We start from the raw sequence: 20,034 nt of genomic DNA, 5'->3' as shown, positions 1-20,034 counted from the left end.
TCAGGTCTCCGCCGCGTGGCTTTCCCCATCCTCGCTGGAGAAGGATTGCGCAAAACCCAAGCCCAGCAGAAAGGCGTAAGTGGCAGCGACCGCCGGCATTTGCAGGCTGAAATCCACAGTCCCGTGTAGCCCCAGAAGGGTGGTCGCGGCCAGCGCCACGGCCGGATAAATCTGGTTCCGCCGTCGCCGGACAAGACCGACGGCACAGCGCACCAGAATGATCAGCATGGACAGGTACAGCAAAAGCGTCGCCACCAGCCCCAGTTCCATCAACAATTCGAGATGCAGGTTATGTGCATGGTCAAAGCGCTGCATGATGGACAGGGTCGCATCCCGATAGATTGGGAAAATCAGCGGAAATGCACCCAGACCCTGGCCCGTCACCGGGGCATCCAGAAAGGCTGCCAGTGTGGATTGATAAAGCAGGGGGCGCGCCTCATCCGACAATCCCCCTTCGGCCAGACGCCTCAAGGTTCCTGCCCCGCCCAGGAAGACCACCAGCAGAACCAGACCCAACAGAACCAGCACGAAGGTCAGAACTGTCCGATTGCGGATAATGCCGGAAATACGCAGGCAGATGCCAAGAATGACCAACCCGGCCAGCGTCAGGAGCAGGCCTGCCCGCGACTGGGTCAACACCAGCGCCATCCCCAAAAGGATGCTGGCGATCAGCCATGGCATGGCGTCGATCAGGATGCGTTCTACCCGGTCGCGTAACCGTCCCCTGACACTGGTTGCACTCTCCACCGCCAGGGCGATACAACAGATCAGCCCGACCCCGGCGTAAGCCGCATAGGCGTTCCGGTTCACGAAGGTCGAGGTCAGGGCCGAACCATAGGCCCATTTATCCATCCACAAGATGGTCTCGCTGCCCAACATCCAGAGCACAAGGCCGTAAAGCGCATAGATCACACCCGCAACCGCCAGCACCTTCAATGCCCTCTGGGGCCGATGACGGCCAAGCTGTGCGGACAGAAAGAAGATGGCACCATATCCCATCATCAGCATCATGCCCGTAAAGGTCCGGCCGGCATCAATGGTGATGCGGCCGGATAAGACCGGGGGGCCTAGTGCCCGCCCGGCCTCTGCCCAAAGCGGGTTGGCCAGGCTTTCCGATACGCTCGGTACGGTCTGAATCAGTATCCAGACCATGGCTAGCGCAAAGGGCGTGATGACAGGATAGAGCCACTTCAGCGGTGTACCGGGCGTGATGCGCCCGCGGCTGACCAATAGAGCCCACCCGACCATCAACAGCCCGGCCGCAAGGGCCAGAGCTGACCAGGGCAGCGGACGATTGGATGCCAGCGGCAGCGGTGCCAGAACAACAATGGCCAATAGCAGGCGCAGGCAGAGTGTATGAGCGGACAAACCCGTCTTTCCAACTGATTTCTAGAAATGTCTGTCCTGTATGCACGATGTCAGGAGCCAGTACCAGTGGCAGGAGGATATCCCGCCCGTGGAATGACCTGTCCAAGGGGATGTGGGGGGCTCTCTTCCCCTCCCAAGCGTTACACAGCCCCGTCCCGATTGATGACAACGGGTATCGTGCGGACCAGGATGGCCACGTCCAGCCACAAGGTCCAGTTCTTTACGTACCAGGTGTCGTACAGAACCCGCTGATCATAGGATAAAGCCGAACGACCGCTGACCTGCCACAGGCCGGTCATGCCTGGCATGGCTTCAAGATAGAAAAATACGTCACGACCATAATATTTTAGTTCATCTTCCGTGACCGGTCGCGGGCCAACCAAGCTCATCTGACCGCACATGACATTAAGCAGCTGCGGCAGCTCATCCAGGCTGGTGGAGCGCAGGAAACGGCCTATAGGGGTGATACGGGGGTCATCCGTGAGCTTTCGGGTTGCCTCCCATTCCGCTGCTGCTGCGGGAGATGCAGCGAGATGGGCATCAAGCACCTGCTGAGCGTGGGACACCATGGTCCGAAACTTCAGGCAGGTAAATGGCCGGCCCCCCCGCCCAACCCGCAGATGGCGGTAAAGAACCGGTCCACCATCACGGGAAATCGCCAGGGCAAACAGGGCAAAGACCGGCAGCAGCAAAACGCAGAGAATGGCGGCAACGACAATGTCAAAGATGAATTTGATGCCCCGGCTGAAGGGCTGCCCCAAATTGTTGCGGGCAACCATCATCATGAAATCATGGCCGATAAAGCTCATCTGCTCGAAGCCGAGGATGGGGAGCCCGCCCAGGGAAGGAACAACGGCAAAGGGCAATCTTTCCCGGACCAGGTCTGTCAGCAATTCCCCATATTCAACCATCTCCTGGGCCGACAGGGCCAGGATGACAAAGCTGCCGCCATTGTCACGGCACAGCCGCCCCCATGCATTGTCAAGCCCGCTCTCCCCGATACGGGCCAGGGGCACCGTATCAATCACATGGTAGCCCAGTGCAGGTTGAGTGGTCAGCGCGGCGCGCACATGTTCCAACTGCGGCCCGGATCCGACCAGAATGGTGGGAATGGCCCACATGTCCCATCTGTCCAGGATATGCTTTGCCCCATAGCGCATCAACGGTATGTATAGGGCGCTCAACAGCCAGGAATTGATCAGCCACAGGCGGGATAAATGTTCCTTGGCGGCGTAGAGCAGAAAACCATCGGCCAGCAGCATCAACAGCGTGCCACCAATAATATGTTTATAAGAGGTCCAGCGGGGCATGGGGCGCCGATATTGGCCGAGCATATGGAAAATGAACAACAAGCAGCAGGATAAGCCAAAAAACTGGCTAGCCCGGCGGTCAAATATCAATTCAATGCCTTCCACATAATCGCGACCAAGAATCCATTCATTTACAACGCCACTAAACAGCAATGCCGTGAAAAATGACGCAAAAAGTGCAGAAATATCGGCAATAAAGTACCCAATGTGACGAAAGAACATTACGTTTCGAAAAAATTTGTCTCTTTTTACAACCGAATCTACTTTAATTTTCATCGCTTTTTCAATCATCTACACACACTTTTTTCTTGATGCTGGGTGCAGTTTGCATTGCCTTTACCACAGACAACGACTAATGATAGCAGATAAACAGTCCGTTAGGCAAACAAGCACAGGCTGGGTAGAGAAAAAAGGGCAACTTCTTGTTTCAGGCTATCATTGCAGTGACAAGCGGATGGGGGTCAGTTGCGCATCCTGCTCCATGATTACGGCGCTTATGGTTTTATCGTCCAACTGGCCCGATGGCTGGCAGAACAAGGGCATATGGTCTTGCATCTGCGATCGGGCGATCTGGTCGGGCCACAGGGTGCAACCCAACGCCGACATGATGATCCGCCCGGCCTGCGCTTCGACACCCTGTCCATTGGACGGCCTTTCGCGCGCTATGCCCTGCATCGGCGTGTACCGGACGAAATCCGGTATGGCCACCGGATGGGGCGGGTGATTGCGGACTGGCGGCCCGATATCATCTTGTCTGCCAACACACCGCCCTTTGCCCAGGCCGTGGCCATGCGCGCAGCGCGGCGGCACGGCGTGCCGTTTGTCAACTGGGTACAGGATATTTTCAGCGAGGGTGCTGGTGCCATCGTGGCACGTCTGCCCCGTCCGATCGGTGCGCTGGCCCTGGCCCTGTTGCACCATATCGAATATGGGACCATGCGCGCAGCCGATGGTGTGATTGTCATATCGCCAGAGTTCCGTGATCTGTTGAGGCGCAACAAGGTCAATCATCCCGATCTTCTGTTGCAGGAAAACTGGGCTTCGCCGGCGCCGGCCATTCCGGCGGGCACTGACTGGGCCGCGGCACAGGGGTTGGCGGGATGCTCCCTTCTGCTGGCGGCTGGTACACTGGGACTGAAGCACGATCCTGGCCTTCTGGCCGAACTGGCCCTGGCCGTCGGCGATGATCCAGCGGTGCGGGTCGTGGTGGTCAGCCAGGGGCCGGGCCGTGACTATCTGTCTGCCTGGGCGGCGGGACGGGATGCGCCGCTGGTGCTGCTTGACTATCAGCCGGCAGCGGATGTCTATTCCATGCTGGCCTCGGCGCAGATCGGTCTGGTCTTGCTGACGGCGGCGGCGGGTGGCATGTCCGTCCCTTCAAAAGTTTATACCTACGCGGCCGCCGGCCTGCCCATCCTGGCAGCCATTCCACCGGGCAACCATGCCGCCAGGCTGATCCAGGAACAGGGGTTGGGACTGGTGGTGGCTCCCGATGACCCGGCGGGTTTCATCGCTGCGGCCAAGCGGTTGCTGGCGGATGCTGATCTGCGCCGGCAATGTGCCGATGCCGGACGGGCTTTTTCTGCCCGGCATGGTGATATGACCGTCATCGGAGGCCGTTTTCAACGGCTGCTGACGGAGATTGTTGTGGCACATCCGCGCGCGGGCGGGCGGCTTCCCGGCCTGCCCCCCGGTCCTGAAAGCGATTATCTCTGCGCACTAGCCCTTAATCCGCAGGCACCGGCCCACGGGGGCCGGCAAGCGGTGGATCCCGACACGCTGCTGACTCTGGCGCGGGCACAGGGGATGCTGCCCTTGCTGGGGCAGGCTCTGATCATGCGAGGCGGCAAGCCGGATGAGCGCCTGCGCGCGGAGCAGATACAGCAGATCCAGCGGATATTGGCCCTTGGTGCGGCGCTGCTGGAGATTCTGGCCGCGCTGGAAGCCCATTCCATCAAGGCACTGGCTTTGAAGGGACCGGCCTTGACGTTGTTGCTCCGTCAGGATATCGCGCTGCGCCCTTGTCTCGACATTGATCTGCTGATCGATCCCGGTCAGGCCATGGCAGCGGCGACCATCCTGACGGAACATGGCTTTGTTCCGACATTGGATATCGCCATCGACAAGCTGGTCATGGTCAGCAAGGATTGCCTCTACAGGCGGGGCAATATCGCGGTGGAGCTGCATTGGCGGCTGTTTGACAATTCCCAACTGCTGGGCTGGACCTTTGAAGACCTGTGGCAGGCCCGCGCCATCGTTTCCTTGAATGGGCAGGCGGTTCCAACCCTGTCAGCCCGCCATTATGGCGTATATCTGGCCGTCCATGGCATCCGTCACGGCTGGCAAAGACTGCGCTGGCTGGTGGATATGGGACTGCTGCTGGCCGACCCTGCACAGAGAAGCGCCATCCGTGAGCAGGCGGCGCTGGATGGGTTCGAACCAGCCCTGATCCATACGGCCCTGCTGGCCCGTGACCTGCTGGGTACCGTTCTGCCGGAGGAAACGGGCTGGCAGGAGAATTGGCGGGTTCGGGCGATCAACCGGGGTGTAGAGATGCTTTCCACCCTTCTGGCCCGACAGCCGTCGGGCCGTGGGGGCTGGATACGTCGGCGCCTAACCGAGAAATGGCTGGATCTGTTGCTGTGCAACAGCCTGAAGGCCGTGGCGATGGAAATCCGGATGCTGATGGTCGGCACGGGGGAAATAACGGATATCGAACTGCCGCGGTCACTTTTCTGGCTCTATCCGCTGGCCCGCCCCTTTCTGCTGGCCCGCCGGATCTGGCGGCGGGCCTGGGGGCAACGGGCGTCATGAATCGGTGGCCCGGACAAACAGATGATCCGCCTGGATGTCCTGGCCATCGGCATCGAATATCCGGTTATATCGGCCCTGCAGCCGGAAGCCGCCGGCCGCCAGCAAGGCCGTGATGGCATCTGCCAGCTGCTGCCCTTCATACAGTTCAATCTGTGAGCATTCGACATAGACATAGCGGAACCGCGACAGCACCCCGGCAGCGCCCAGCAGAACCTCCCCTTCACTGCCTTGAACATCAATCTTCAAAAGCGCATCGGACGGCACGTCCTGGGGCGAGAGCAACTGATCAAGCCGGGTCAGCGGCACGCGGATTTCATGGGGGGTGTCGGTGCCCCGGAACAGGCGCGTCTGAGCCGCGGTCGGTGGGCGCAGCGAGGAATTATCATCCCGACGGGCGACATGCAATCGGGCCTCTCCTTCCTGATCTGACAAGGCGGTGGCTACAACCGTGACACGGTCACGGTCATTATGCAGTCTGGAGAGCATAAGTCGTATCCGGTCACATGCTGACGGCTGCGGTTCAATGGCGATCAGCCGGGCCTGCGGGCAGGCCTGGAGAGCGGCGAGCAGAAATTGACCACGATTGGCACCGACATCGACGATCAGGGAAGGCGATGGCGCCAGGGCGCGCAGGACCGGGACATGCTGATCCGCCGCACCGATTCCGAACCGGAGAGCTTGCCGGAACCGGGCCGTTCGGCACAGGCGAAGGGCTTTCAGGAACTGATAAAACAGACGTAGCATGACACCCAACCTAAAGACACGGCACTGCAAGCCGGATGGGCGGCGGCCTTTACCACCATGCCACCGGCCCCCCTCTGTGCCTCGTGGTATTCGCGGATAATGAAGCCAAACCCACGATTGCACTCGCGTCGTCAGGCTTTACCACGTTAAATGCGGCCGATGTTATCACAGCGTTCTTCTGGTTGATCCCGTGTCTTCTACCCGCCCTCCCTTTATCGGTATCGTTGCAACGCATATTGCCCCAGCGCGGGGCTTTGGCGGAATCGCGGAAGCGACAGCCCGCATGGCCAAAGCCTGGGCGGAAAAAGGCCATGGCATCATCTTGTGCGCCGGTGACGGGTCAGAGGGACAGCCATTGGTTGCCTCTGACATCGACCTGCCCGCCACAGCTTCGGTTCACCTCTATCATGCCTATGGCAAGCCTGGCTTTGCCTTTGGCCATGGGGCTGTGCCGGCGTTGCTGCGCACCTGCTTCAAGGCGGATATTGTCTATATCAGCGGGGTTGCCACCTGGCCGACCAGTCTGGCAGGCCTGCTGACCCGCCTGTTGCGGCGCCCCTACGTGCTGGCCGTGCATGGCGGGATGATGGAGGGCCATGTTGATTTCATCCGCCATCACAAGCCCCTCAAATGGCTGTTCTACCGCCTGATCACGCTGCCCACCCTGCGCCGGGCCCGGCTGGTGCATGTTACGGCCGAACTGGAAGCGGCTGGGGTGCGTCTGCTGGCGCCAGAGGTGCCGCTGGCCATCGTGCCCAATGCCGTCGATCTTGCGGCCTGGTCCCTGCTGCCTCCCCGGCCGTCGGGGCCGGGCCGGGTGTTGGCCTATGTCGGCCGCCTGTCGCCAGAAAAGGGCATCCTGCCCTTCCTGGAAAGCTGGATGAAGGTGCGCCGCCCTGATGACCGGCTGCTGATCGCCGGCAGCGGCCAGGGCCCCTACGCTGCTGCGGTTGCAGCACTGGCTGCCCAGGCGGGTGGTGCCGTGGAAATGCCGGGCTATCTGCCGGCGGCCGGGGTCCGCGACCTGCTGGCCCGGGCCGACATGCTGGTCCTGCCCTCTGGACTGGGACAAGGGGGACTGCGGGAGAATTTCGGCATTGCCGTGATCGAGGCCATGGCATCCGGCCGGTCCGTCCTGGTCAGCCGGGGCATGGCCTGGGACGATGCCGCCAATCACGGCTATGGCCTTGTCTTCGACCCGACACCAGCAGGAACAGAGGCTGGCATCGCCGCCGCCGCGGCCTTGAAGCCGGACCAGTTGGCCACCATGGGACAGGCCGCCCGCCGGGAGGTGGAGAACCGCTATGGCAGCGGTCAGGTCGCAGCCCAGCTCTGGGATGCCATCGACCGTGTCGTCAACGCCGCCCCATAAGAGTATACCCTGACAAGACAAGCCGGCAAGACGGCGCCAGACGTCTCAAAAGGGTGTGTTTTCACCTTCCAAGACGCTATCCTGTCCTGGTCTAGACCCTGACGGGACAAACCATGGCTTTGTACGGATATGCCCGCGCCTCCACCCATGATCAGGATGTAACGATTCAGGTGGAGACGCTGACCCAGGCCGGCTGTGCGGTCGTGCGGGCGGAAAAAGCCAGCGGGTCCAGCCGCAAGGGCAGGACGGAACTGGCGCTGCTGCTGGAATTCTTGCGACCAGGTGACACGTTGCTGGTCACTCGCATCGACCGGCTGGCGCGGTCCATCAAGGATCTGCAGGACATCGTGGCGGAGATGCGGGCCAAGAACGTGGATCTGCGGGCCACCGAACAGCCCATCGATACCGGCACGGCCGCCGGCAAGGCCTTCCTTGACATGCTGGGCGTCTTTGCGGAGTTCGAGACGAACCTGCGCCGCGAACGTCAGATGGAGGGGATCAGGGCCGCCAAGGCCCGCGGCGTTTACAAAGGCCGCAAGCCCCGCATTGATGCGGACGCGATAAGGCGCCTGAAAGCCGAGGGCCTAGGCGCTGCTGCCATCGCGCGACATCTGGGCATCGGCCGGGCATCCGTCTATCGGCTGCTGGAGTCACGCTGATGCATATTGCAAATGCGCGCAAACTGCGTAAGCAATGACCGCATCGGTATCGGCCCGCCAGTTCTCCCAATGTTCGACGGAATGGTACGTAAAAGGTACTTTCGTGTTGTGCCTCCCTCCAAGGGAATTCTCTGTGCGGGGGCGGGTTTCAAAGACGGTAGAACGCTTTCACCACCGAAAGATTATCCTGCACATTCTCCAACCAATTATAGGTTTCATTATAAACTGCATTGGGGTTTTTTGCAGATTTTATCATACTCTTTATATTATTTAGGTATATGTCAGTGACATTGATAGTGTCATTTATCAAAATTGAGAGATCTTTTTTCTTAAAATCTTTGTCTTTAATGTCGAAATCCCGATATATATTCAAATCTTTTGCGATTTTTTCGAGCTTTTCGCCAAAATCCTCATTTCCCGCTGATTTTTTTATATTCGTCAATTTTTCTTTTTTCTCCCGCCACTTACTGCGGAGCTGGGGTAACGTATTGACGAACTGCTCTACTTGTAATTGTTGGCGGGAACGCTGCCATTGCTGCACCTCAAGTTCGCGCGCGTCAGCCTCCTCCTTCCGCTTGTTGGTAAGACGGTGGGTGAAATTTTTGATCACCACGCCCCTTTTTTTCGAAATGATCGGAAGAACGCGCTGCATATCCATAAGAACGGCCCGTGATTTTTCGGTAATTAACAGAGTTTTATCATATTCTTTTCTTTGTTTATGATGTTTTATATCAGATTGTCTACTACCAATATTGGCATAATGAATTTCATTTTTTTTGTCAGAATTCAGGTAATGAAGAGATATGTAGGAGATTTTATTATGGAGGCGGCTGATATCCTGGGTCAAAGAACTGATGGTATTATTGCTGATATCCAATCTGCGCAGAGCCTCTTCAAGCGTCCCGCAGCTTTCCCGGAGGGTTTCAACCATGTCCAGGCTCCAGTTTTTCAGCCGTCCCAGGTGCATCAGCCCCAGTGTGCTGCCGGCATCGAACCCCTCCACCTGACTGGTATTCTCTGCTTTCTGAAGCACTTCATTCAACAGGTCGTAATCTGCCTCAATCGTCTTCACCAGTGAGGGCAGATCGACCTGTTTCGCGTATGATAGATAATTGAGGACCGATTGGTTGAGTCGGCCGGTGAGCGCCTCCATTTGCGCCACTGAACGCTTCTTTTGCAGCGTCTGTTCAACATAGGTTCTGAAGTCGCTTCGAAAGACCTGAATCTGTTGTTCGACCGTTCTAATCGTCTGGATAGCACTACTTCGATAGGTATCTCGTAAGTCATTGCCCGAAAACTTCAGTTGGTTTATTATTAATGACAGTTCGTTAAATCCAGAACTGATAGGAACAGAAGCGGCGTTGAACTGCTGATCGTTTAGATTTTCTTTCTTCTCCTCCAAGTCATTGACGCCCATCTCTAAAACTAAAAGATGCGCCTGTAGATTGCCAAATTTTGTCTCAAAAGCGCTGATCGATTGATCATTCGCATCGCCCTTTCCCGTCATCCGCAATGACATATTATATAATGTGTTTTTATTCTTTCGATATTCTTCAGTTTTTAAATCTTTTGGAAGTGTTATCGAATAGCTGACCATGCGAGAGCCCTTAGCGGGAAGATCGAGAGTGCTATATCATATCAAATCGATGCATGGCTTGCATACTATCATAGTCTTATCGCCGTTCTACTGGGCTTTTCCAACGCTTATGCAGCGCAGCCTTCCAGGCCTGGCCTCCCTCACCCCACATCCGTGCGCAGCCGATACCCGACGCCCGGTTCGGTGACGATCAGCACCGGCTCGGCCGGCTTTTCCTCCAGCTTGTGGCGCAGCTGGCCGATATAGACGCGCAGATAAGCGGTATCCTCCACATGCGCCGGTCCCCAGACCTCGCGCAGGATTTGCCGGTGGGTCAGCACATGGTCGGCGTGGCGGGCCAGCGCGAACAGCAAATCCTGTTCCCGGCGGGACAGGCGCAGTTCGGCCCCGTCGCGGGTGACGATGCGGCGGTCAGGATCGATGCTGACGGGGCCAGCCTGAATGATGCTGCTGGTTGCCGCCAGGGGCGCGCGGCGCAGGGCGACGCGGACACGGGCCATCAGTTCGGCAATGCCAAAGGGCTTGGCGACATAATCCTCCGCCCCCCGGTCCAGGGCTTCCACCTTGTCGGCCTCCCCGGCGCGGACAGAGAGGATCAGGATCGGCACCGGGCTGATATCCCGGATGGCGCTGACCACCTCCTGCCCGTCCATATCGGGCAGGCCCAGATCCAGGATCACCAGATCGGGCGGGTCCGCCCGCACCAGGGCCAGGGCTTCGGCCCCGTTTTCCGCCTCGGCCACCTGATGGCCGTTGGCGCCCAGGCTGATACGCAGAAAGCGCCGGATCGGCGCTTCATCATCGACGACAAGAATGCGGCTCATCCGGCATCACTCCGTTTCCGGGGCGGCCGCTGGCGGGCCCTCCGGGATCGGCAGCCGTACCACCAGCGAGGCGCCAACGCCATGGATGCCGGACATCACGCCGATAGTGCCGCCATGCGCCTCCACTAGCCCCTTGGCGATGGCCAGGCCCAGGCCCGTCCCGGCCGTCTGTTTGTCGCCCTGCTGCACGCGATAGAACATGTCGAACACCCGTTCCTGGTCCGCCGGCGGGATGCCCGGCCCCTGGTCGCAGATTTCCGCTGTCACCTGCGATCCCTGGCGCCGGGCCCAAACGGTGATGGCGGTGCCGGCAGGGCTGTATTTGGCGGCATTGTCCAGCAGGTTGAAGAACACCTGCTCCATCAGCACCGGGTCAAGCTGCAGCAGCGGCAGGCCAGGAGCCAGATCGACCTTGACCTTGTGCCCCTTCAGCAACGGCCGGGCGCGGGCCAGGGCGCGGCCGATAATATCGGACAGATCGGCCCAGTCGGTTTTCGGTTTCAGCCCGCCGCTGCCCAGCCTGGTCATATCCAGCAGGTTTTGCACGAAGCGGTTCAGCCGCTCCGCCTCCTCCTGGATGGTCTGGGTCAGTTCCAGCCGTGCCGACCGGTCCAAGGCCTCTTCATAGGTGATCAGGCTGGTGGCAGCGCCCAGGATGGAGACAAGCGGCGTGCGCAGATCATGGGAGAGGGAGGAGAGCAGGGCGGCGCGCAACTGCTCCTTCTCCTGCGCCACCTGTGCTGCCTCGATATCCTGCACAAGCTGGGTGCGCTCCAGCGCCAGGGCGGCCTGATCGCTCAGCGTGTCCAGCAGCCGTTCCTGTTCGGTGGACAGATAGCCGTCGGCCCCGTCCATCTGCACGCCCATCACCCCCACCGTGCCCCGCTGGGTGCGCAGCGGCAGGAACAGCCAGTCGGCCGCCGGCAGGGTCTGCGATCCGCGCCCGGCCCGCTGGCCATTGCCCCAGGCCCACAGCGCGGCGGCGGCGGCCCGCTGGTCCAGCGTGTCTTCCGGCGGATATCCCGCGCGGATCGACAGGTCGCCGCCATCCGGCAGCAGGATCAGCACCTTGGCCTTCAAGGTGGCGGCAACATGGTGCACCACGGCCCATAACACATCATCCTCGCTGGCCGCGGACGAGACCTTGCGGGAGAAATCATAGAGATTGGCGGTGCGGCGCTGGCTGGTGCGGGTCACCTCGATCTGGCGGCGCAGCCGGGACGCCAGCTGACCGGTGAAGATGGCGGCAACCAGAAAAAAGCCGATGGTCAGCAGATCGTCGGAATCACTGACCGAGAATGTATAGCGCGGCTCGGTGAACAGGTAATTGAAGGCGAAGAAGGCGACCAGTGCGGTGATGACCGAGGGGATCAGCCCGAAGCGGGTGGCGATCAGCAGCACGGCCAGCAGATAGACCAAGCTGACATTGCCCACCGGCAAGACCGTATAGACGCCCCATGAAATCAGGCTAGCCACCCCCACCGCCAGACCTGACCAGGCATAGGCTTTCCAGCCGGTCCAGAGCGGGGCGGCCGGCGGGCGCTGGGGTTGGCCGCTGGGGCGCGCCTCCTCCTCCACCCCGCCCACCAGCAGGATGTCATGGTCGGACGCCCGCTTCAGCATGTCGCCCGTCAGGGAGCGGCCGAACAGCCGGCGGGTACGGCGGGTGCGGCCCAGCACGATCTGACTGACATTGTTGGCCCGCGCCCAGCCCAGCAGCTCACCGGTAATGTCATCACCGGTCAGTGCCGCAATCTCCCCGCCCAATTGCTGCGTCAGCCGGAACGCCTGGGTGACATGGGCCTTGTCGGCATCGGACAGGTTGGCGTGACGATGGGTTTCGACATGGGCCACCGTCCAGGGCATCTGGCGGCGTTCGGCCATGCGTTTGGCCGCCCGCACCAGCCGCAGGGCCAACGGGGCGGCGGGGATGGCCACCAGGATACGGTCCCGCGTCGGCCAGGGCCCGGCAATGCCATGGCTGCGCATGTAAGACAGCATCTGGGCATCCACCCGTTCCGCCGCCTGGCGCAGGGCCATTTCCCGCAGGGCTGTCAGATTGCCGATGGAGAAGAATTTCTCCGCCGCCCGCTGCGCCTGGGCCGGCACATAGACCTTGCCCTCGGCCAGCCGCTGGCGCAGTTCCGGCGGCGGCAGATCGACCATTTCGATCTCGTCCGCCGCGCGCAGCACGCTGTCCGGCAGGGTTTCGCGTACCTTGATGCCGGCGATGCGTTCAACAATATCGTTCAGGCTTTCCAGATGCTGGACATTCAGGGTTGACCAGACATCAATGCCGGCCCCCAGCAACTCCTCCACATCCTGCCAGCGGCGCAGATGCCGGCTGCCGGGAATGTTGGTGTGGGCCAGCTCATCCACCAGCACCAGTTTCGGCCGGCGGATCAGGATGGCATCCAGATCCATCTCCTGAAAGGCCCGGCCGCGATAATCCAGCCGCGCCCGTGGCAGCACCTCCAGCCCCGCCACCAGCCTTTCCGTTTCGGCCCTTCCATGGGTCTCGACAATGCCGACCACCACATCGCCGCCATCCCGCCGCACGGCCTGCGCCGCCTCCAGCATGGCATAGGTCTTGCCGACGCCGGGGGCCGCCCCTAGGAATATTTTCAAGCGCCCCCGTTTCTCGCGGTTGGCCTGCTCCAGCAGGGCGTCGGGGTTGGGGCGGTCGGCGTCGGCAGGGGCCATGGTCATCACGGGAGAAAATCAGCCGCCTGCCGTCTTCACGGCATCAAGCGCAAGGTTGAGCTTTAGCACATTGACCGCCGGTTCGCCCAGAAAGCCCAGGGTGCGGCCCTGTGTGGCGCCGCTGATCAGCGACTGCACCTGCGCCAGCGACAAGCCGCGCGCCGCCGCCACGCGCGGCGCCTGCCAGAGGGCGGCGGCGGGGGAGATATGGGGGTCCAGCCCGCTGGCGCTGCTGGTCACCAGATCGACCGGCACCGGGCCCACCGCGTCGGGGTTGGCCGCCTTCAGGGCTGCCACCCGCTTGGACACCTGATCGACCAGGGCCGCACTGGAGGGGCCGAGATTGGTTGCCCCGGAATTGGCCGCATCATAGCCCTTGCCGGCGGCCGACGGGCGCGACCAGAAATAATCCGGCCGGGTGAAACCCTGGCCGACCAGGGCGGAGCCCAGCACGCTGCCATCGGGCCGGCGGATCAGGCTGCCTTCCGCCTGATCGGGAAAGGCCAGCTTGGCAACCCCGGTGACGGAAAGCGGATAGGCAATACCGGTCAGGACGGTGAGCCCCAGCAGCAGGGTGACGGCGGGGCGGAAATGGGAAAGCATGATTGGGGTTCTCCTGAGGGGGGCTCTTTGTTCTTCTTCGTATTTTTCCGTCACCCCGGCGAAGGCCGGGGTCCAGCATCGTAGAGCGAAGCGCTTGTGGCCCCTGGACCCCGGCCACAGCATGGGTGACGGTAAAAGGGTGCGAAAGACGGAAGACGCCACCGCCCCCTACACCAGCCCCAGCGCGGTGACGGCCAGATCGATCAGCTTGATGCCCAGGAAGGGCACCACCAGACCGCCCAGCCCATAGAGCAGCAGATTGCGGGCCAGCAGGCTGGCGGCCGGGGCCGGGCGATAGCGCACCCCCTTCAATGCCAGCGGGATCAGGAAGATGATCACCAGGGCATTGAAGATGATGGCCGACAGGATGGCGCTGGCCGGGCTGTGCAGCGCCATGATGTTGAGCGCCTGCAAGGGCGGATAGGCAGTCACGAACAAGGCCGGGATGATGGCGAAATATTTCGCCACATCATTGGCAATGGAAAAGGTGGTCAGCGCCCCCCGGCTCATCAGCAATTGTTTGCCGATCATGACGATCTCGATCAGCTTGGTCGGGTCGCTGTCCAGATCGACCATATTGCCGGCCTCGCGTGCCGCCTGGGTGCCGGTATTCATCGCCACGCCGACATCCGCCTGGGCCAGAGCCGGGGCATCGTTGGAACCGTCGCCGCACATGGCGACCAGCCGCCCCTCTGCCTGATACTGGCGGATACGTTCCAGCTTCAGTTCCGGCGTCGCCTCGGCCAGGAAATCATCAACCCCGGCTTCGGCGGCAATGGCGGCGGCGGTCAGCGGATTGTCGCCGGTGATCATCACCGTGCGGATGCCCATCTGCCGCAGGATGGCGAACCGCTCCCGGATGCCGGGCTTGACGATATCCTTCAGGTAAATCACCCCCAGCAGGCGGCGGCCATCGGCCACCACCAGCGGCGTGCCGCCGGCCTTGGCCACCCGTTCCACCAGCCCCGTCAGCTCGCGGGTCTGGGCCGGGCCAAGGCTGGCCTGTTCCTCCATCCAGGCCCGCATCCGGTCAACGGCCCCCTTGCGGATGCGCCGGTCCCCCAGATCAACCCCGCTCATCCGGGTTTGTGCGGTGAAGGCAACAAAGACCATGCCGGCGCGGTCGGCTGGCAGGGCGATGCCGGCGCGCTGGCGGGCCAGCGCCACGATGGAACGGCCTTCCGGCGTCTCATCCGCCAGGGAGGCCAGAAGCGAGGCTTCCGCCAGCTCATGTTCCTGCACGCCGGTCAGGGGCAGGAATTCGGCCGCCTGCCGGTTGCCCAGCGTGATGGTGCCGGTCTTGTCCAGCAGCAGCACATCGATATCACCTGCCGCCTCCACCGCGCGGCCGGATTTGGCGATGACATTGAATTTCACCAGCCGGTCCATGCCGGCAATGCCAATGGCGGACAGCAGCCCGCCAATGGTGGTGGGGATCAAGGTGACCAGCAGCGCCACCAGAAACACCACCGGGATCAGAAAGCCGGTATAGCTGGCAAAGGCCTGCAAGGTGACCGTCACCAGCAGGAAGATGATGGTCATGCCGACCAGCAGGATGGTCAGGGCAATCTCGTTGGGTGTCTTCTGGCGCTTGGCCCCTTCCACCAGGGCGATCATCCGGTCCAGGAAGCTTTCACCCGGATTGGCGGTGATGCGCACCACGATGCGGTCAGACACCACCAGCGTGCCACCGGTGACGGCCGAGCGGTCGCCGCCGCTTTCCCGGATCACCGGGGCGGATTCACCGGTGATCGCACTTTCATTGACGGTGGCAATGCCGTCCACCACCTCCCCGTCACCGGGGATGGTGTCGCCGGCTTCCACCAGCACCAGATCGCCGGCCCGCAGGCTGTCGGCCGCCACATTGTCCCAACCGGCCGCATCGATGGCGGCCAGCTTCTTGGCCATGGTCTCTGTGCGGGTGCGGCGCAGGCTGGCGGCCTGGGCCTTGCCGCGCCCCTCGGCCACCGCCTCGGCGAAATTGGCGAACAGCACGGTGAACCACAGCCAGGCGGCAATCTGCCCGGTCAGCAGCACCTCGCCCCCCTGGATCAGGTCGCGGACAAAGATCAGACTGGTCAACAGGGCGACAATGGCGGTGACGAACATCACCGGGTTGCGGAACAACAGGCGCGGGTCCAGTTTGCGGAAAGCCACGCCCACGGCCTGGGCGGCGATGCGGCCGTCCAGCAAGGTGGCATTGCTGGAATTCATCATGGGATGGCTCCGAACAGGGTACCGGCCTGCAGGCTGAGATGCTCGGCAATGGGGCCAAGCGCCAGGGCCGGGAAGAAGGTGAGGCCGCCGACAATGACGATGGTGGCGATCAGCAGGCCGATGAACAGGCCGCCATGGGTGGGGAAGGTGCCGGCACTGGCCGGCAGGGTCTTCTTGGTGACCAGCGACCCGGCAATGGCCAGCGTCGGCACGATCACGGCAAAGCGTCCCAGCAGCATGGCCAGCCCGATCATACTGTTGTGATAAGGCGTGTTGGCGCTGAAGCCGCCAAAGGCCGAGCCGTTATTGCCGGTGCCCGACGCATAGGCATAAAGGATTTCCGACAGCCCGTGCGGCCCGGCATTGGCGACACTGGCCAGGGCCGACGGGATCACGGCGGTCAGCGCCGCCCCGCCCAGAATACAGAGGGGGTAGACCAGCACGGCAATCACGGCCAGCTTGATCTCCTTGGCCTCGATCTTCTTGCCCAGATATTCCGGCGTGCGGCCCACCATCAGCCCGGCGATGAAGACGGCCAGGATGACAAAGACCAACATGCCGTAAAGCCCGGCCCCTACCCCGCCGAAGATCACCTCGCCCAACATGATATTGACCATCGGCACCATGCCGCCGATGGGAGTGAAACTGTCATGCATGGCATTGACGGAGCCGTTGGAGGCGGCCGTGGTGCTGACGGCCCAGAGCGATGACAGGGCGGTGCCGAAGCGGACCTCCTTGCCTTCCATATTGCCGCCGCTGTTGCTGTCGCTGGCCGTGTCATTGACGCCCAGGGCGGCGATGGCGGGGTTGCCCTGCGCCTCGGCCCAATAGGTGACGCCGATGCCGGTGACCAGCATGATGGACATGGCAGCCCAGATGGCCCAGCCCTGCCGCTTGTCCCGCACCATGCGCCCGAAGCTGTAGACCAGGGCGGAGGCCAGCAGCAGCAGATAGAGCGTTTGCAGCAGGTTCGACAGGGCGGTCGTATTCTCATACGGGTGGGCGGCATTGGCATTGAAGAAGCCGCCGCCATTGGAGCCCAGTTGCTTGATGGCAATCTGGCTGGCCACCGGCCCCTGCGCCAATATCTGTTGGGCCCCTTCCAGCGTATTGGCGCTGACATAGGCCCCGAAATTCTGCGGCACGCCCTGCCAGACCAGGAAGATGGCGGAGATGAAGGCCAGCGGCAGCAGCACATAGAGTGTCGCCCGCACCAGGTCGGCCCAGAAATTGCCCACAGTGCGGCCCGACCGGCGGGCAAAGCCGCGGATCAGCGCCACCGCCACGGCAAAGCCGGTGGCGGCAGAGACGAAATTCTGTACCGTCAGCCCCACCATCTGGGAGAAATAGGAGAGCGTGCTCTCCCCGCCATAGGCCTGCCAGTTGGTGTTGCTGACAAAGCTGATGGCCGTGTTGAAGGCCAGATCGGGGCTGACCGCCCCCAGACCCGCCGGGTTCAGCGGCAACCAGGCCTGCAAGCGCAACACGGCATAAAGCAGCAGCAAACCCAGCAGGTTGAAGGAAAGCAGGGCCAGCGTATAGCCGGTCCAGTGCTGTTCCTTGGCCGGATCAATGCCGGCCAGACGGTAAAGCCCGCGTTCGACGGGGCCGACCAGCGGGCTGAGCCAGGTGCGTTCCCCGTCAAAGACGCGGGCCATATAGCCGCCGAACAGCGGCGTCAGCAGGGCCAGCAGGGCCAGGGTGAACAGGATTTGTAAAATGCCATCGGCGGTCATGATGTCAAAACGCCTCCGGGCGCAGCAGCGCATAGACCAGATAGGCCAACAGGCCGGCAGCAACCAGGCCGCCGGTGATCAGATCGAAAGCCATGATGTGCCCCCCTCAAAGCCGCTCGCAGCCATGGGTCAAGCCGGCGAACAGGGCGAAGGCCGCCAGAATGGCGGCCAGGAAGACGAGGTCGAGCATGGGTTCCCCCGGAAGGTGTTTTCCAGGGGCCAGGATGGACGGTTACCGCGTAAAGGATCGAGACGGGCTTTGCGGGAACAACATAAAGACCGCATAAAAACGCGGCCCCCCAGCGGAGCGCAGTCTTGTGCGCCACGCGGCGCGGGCCGGCAGTCGCCGGCCTCCAACACGCCACCGCCGCAAACCCGTGGTTACGGACAACAAGCTGCGGCGGGCAATAGCTTTCATCGCCCAGCGCCTGATGGTCCGTGAAGCAGCGGCAAGGGGCAAGGTCGTCCCGGAACAGGTTGCGCAAGGACGGATATAAGCTGTGGAACAGGGTACCAAGGGCGGCGGCGGTGGATGGCCCACCCTAGCCCGTGCCAGGTCTTGGCCTCACCATGGTAGCCTTCGACGCGGATACGGCTGCTGCGCATGAACGATGCCCAGCAGCATTCCGGCCAGCATCAACCGAACCGCAACCTCAGGCGCAGGGCAACCCAGATCCCGAACCTTCTCAACCCGAACAGGCACATAGTCCACTGGTAATAGATCCCGCCATACCTGCCTCTATGCCCCGACAAGGCCCCTTTGAAGCATCATGACCGGATCAGCGGCAGGACCCTGGTAGCTAGTATGATATCAGTTAGATACTAATTTGATAATTAATTGCTATCTGTTAGCTGACAGATAGCAATTACACCATGGAACATGCCCCATGGTGTAATTGCCCGTTCTCTCATGCGCCGGGCAGGCGCATAAGGCTCCCTTGGCTTGCGGCACCATGTGATGCCGGGCAAGCTGCCGAAAGGTCAGCCTTTCCGCGGCTTGGTATTTAATATGAGCCTGCCGCATTCCCTCCACTCTACGGGCACGATTGATTGAAACCTGTTGTGCAGTCAGATCGAGAAGGGGGCAATGTCGGGACTCTACTCGCGCTCCCGCCGCCGTTTTGCGATTCGGGTCAGAAAAGCCAATAAGGCAGCGCTTGGGAAATCCGACAGCCAATTTTATCCCCGGGACTCTACTCGCGCCTTGTCGGGACTCTACTCGCGCGAATCGGACTTATCCCCGGGACTCTACTCGCGTAACTATAAGTTAGAATCTAAAAGTTTTTCTAATAGCTTGCGCGAGTAGAGTCCCGATTGCATTCAACACAGGCCAGCGCCATGATGACAGCCATGGGGACGATACATCAGCTCATCCGGCAGCATGGCAAGGAGAATGCCAAGCTTTATGCTGAACCAGACGAAAAACATCTCGTCGATATTGCCGCCGAGGTCATGGCAGGGGAACGAGAGGATTTAGGCTGGGCCTATACAGGTTGGGCCTTCACAGCATTACCCCACAAGCGAATCAGCGATGATGCCATCTGGCAGCGCGAAATTGGTCAGGTCACCCTGACCATCAGTCCAGGGCATCTGCCCGGCAAGACACGCAGTGAGGTGGTGAAAGTCGGCGTCCCATTCGGTGCACATGCACGGCTGGTAATGCTTTATCTGCAAACCCAGGCCATCCGCACCAACAGCCGCGAGGTCGAGGTGGGCAGGACCATGAATGCCTTTCTGGAACGGATTGGCGTGGCACCTGGTGGCAAGACACGGGCATCCGTCAGCGAGCAATTACGCCGGATTGCCGCTTCCACTGTGATGTTCAGTTGGCAGCAAACCCCCGACAGCGCCCCGGGTTTCATGCGGCAGACCATCATTAAGGGCGGCCAGCTCGGGGTACGGATGACGGATGATACCCAGGACGCGCTCTGGGAAGAACACATCGTGCTGTCAGAGGATTTCTACGACAATCTGCGTAAATACCCGATCCCGCTGCTGGAGCAAGCGATCCGGGCAATTGGGGCCAGCAGTCTGGCGCTGGATCTCTATGTATGGCTGTCCTACCGACTACATAGCCTGACCAAGCC

At 61.3% G+C, this 20,034-nt stretch carries 14 protein-coding genes; 4 read left to right on the top strand and 10 right to left on the bottom strand.

Annotated features, from left to right (window positions below):
- Positions 1-1,368: an O-antigen ligase family protein gene (locus GE253_RS24365; protein WP_153206763.1), complete on the bottom strand. Its 1,368-nt coding sequence runs from the start codon at positions 1,366-1,368 to the stop codon at positions 1-3.
- A 140-nt stretch (positions 1,369-1,508) separates the two neighbouring features.
- Positions 1,509-2,969: an undecaprenyl-phosphate galactose phosphotransferase WbaP gene (gene wbaP / locus GE253_RS24360; RefSeq protein WP_153206762.1), complete on the bottom strand. Its 1,461-nt coding sequence runs from the start codon at positions 2,967-2,969 to the stop codon at positions 1,509-1,511.
- A gap of 174 nt (positions 2,970-3,143) precedes the next feature.
- On the opposite strand from wbaP, the gene GE253_RS24355 reads away from it, so the two are divergent.
- Complete coding sequence (locus GE253_RS24355) at positions 3,144-5,492, top strand: nucleotidyltransferase family protein (protein WP_153206761.1); 2,349 nt, start codon at positions 3,144-3,146, stop codon at positions 5,490-5,492.
- Here GE253_RS24355 and GE253_RS24350 read toward each other — a convergent pair.
- Positions 5,487-6,236: an FkbM family methyltransferase gene (locus GE253_RS24350; protein WP_153206760.1), complete on the bottom strand. Its 750-nt coding sequence runs from the start codon at positions 6,234-6,236 to the stop codon at positions 5,487-5,489. The genes GE253_RS24355 and GE253_RS24350 overlap by 6 nt on opposite strands.
- A gap of 190 nt (positions 6,237-6,426) precedes the next feature.
- Here GE253_RS24350 and GE253_RS24345 point away from each other — a divergent pair, with 190 nt between their 5' ends.
- Both GE253_RS24345 and GE253_RS24340 read left to right on the top strand, forming a co-directional pair.
- Complete coding sequence (locus GE253_RS24345; protein ID WP_348770947.1) at positions 6,427-7,608, top strand: glycosyltransferase; 1,182 nt, start codon at positions 6,427-6,429, stop codon at positions 7,606-7,608.
- A gap of 113 nt (positions 7,609-7,721) precedes the next feature.
- Positions 7,722-8,267: a recombinase family protein gene (locus GE253_RS24340; RefSeq protein ID WP_153206758.1), complete on the top strand. Its 546-nt coding sequence runs from the start codon at positions 7,722-7,724 to the stop codon at positions 8,265-8,267.
- Positions 8,268-8,415: 148 nt separating this feature from the next.
- Here the strand turns inward: GE253_RS24340 and GE253_RS24335 are convergent, their stop codons facing one another.
- The 7 genes from GE253_RS24335 to kdpF all read right to left on the bottom strand — a co-directional run bounded on the left by GE253_RS24335 (position 8,416) and on the right by kdpF (position 18,041).
- A complete protein-coding gene (locus GE253_RS24335) occupies positions 8,416-9,864 on the bottom strand; it encodes a hypothetical protein (protein WP_153206757.1) in 1,449 nt (482 codons plus the stop codon).
- 140 nt (positions 9,865-10,004) lie between these two features.
- Positions 10,005-10,688: a response regulator transcription factor gene (locus GE253_RS24330; protein WP_153206756.1), complete on the bottom strand. Its 684-nt coding sequence runs from the start codon at positions 10,686-10,688 to the stop codon at positions 10,005-10,007.
- A 6-nt stretch (positions 10,689-10,694) separates the two neighbouring features.
- On the bottom strand, positions 10,695-13,397 hold the full coding sequence (locus GE253_RS24325) for a sensor histidine kinase KdpD (protein WP_348770946.1): 2,703 nt from the start codon (positions 13,395-13,397) through the stop codon (positions 10,695-10,697).
- 12 nt (positions 13,398-13,409) lie between these two features.
- The gene (gene kdpC, locus GE253_RS24320; protein WP_153206755.1) at positions 13,410-13,994 is read right to left on the bottom strand and encodes a potassium-transporting ATPase subunit KdpC; all 585 of its coding nucleotides are present in this window, start codon (positions 13,992-13,994) and stop codon (positions 13,410-13,412) included.
- A gap of 168 nt (positions 13,995-14,162) precedes the next feature.
- Entirely contained in the window at positions 14,163-16,208 is a 2,046-nt protein-coding gene (gene kdpB, locus GE253_RS24315) for a potassium-transporting ATPase subunit KdpB (RefSeq protein ID WP_247878852.1), read from the bottom strand.
- Positions 16,208-17,947, bottom strand: coding sequence for a potassium-transporting ATPase subunit KdpA (gene kdpA / locus GE253_RS24310; protein WP_153206753.1), 1,740 nt, complete (start codon positions 17,945-17,947; stop codon positions 16,208-16,210). Before kdpA ends, kdpB begins: the two co-directional genes overlap by 1 nt.
- A 4-nt stretch (positions 17,948-17,951) precedes the next feature.
- The gene (gene kdpF, locus GE253_RS24305; RefSeq protein WP_153206752.1) at positions 17,952-18,041 is read right to left on the bottom strand and encodes a K(+)-transporting ATPase subunit F; all 90 of its coding nucleotides are present in this window, start codon (positions 18,039-18,041) and stop codon (positions 17,952-17,954) included.
- A 1,244-nt stretch (positions 18,042-19,285) separates the two neighbouring features.
- On the opposite strand from kdpF, the gene GE253_RS24300 reads away from it, so the two are divergent.
- A partial coding sequence (locus GE253_RS24300) for a replication protein RepA (protein WP_153206751.1) occupies positions 19,286-20,034 on the top strand: 749 nt, incomplete at its 3' end.

It is taken from the genome of Niveispirillum sp. SYP-B3756 (assembly GCF_009495745.1).
Taxonomy (GTDB): domain Bacteria; phylum Pseudomonadota; class Alphaproteobacteria; order Azospirillales; family Azospirillaceae; genus Niveispirillum.
The sequence above is the reverse complement of the archived record's forward strand: the minus strand, read 5'-3'. Positions and strand labels throughout refer to the sequence as shown.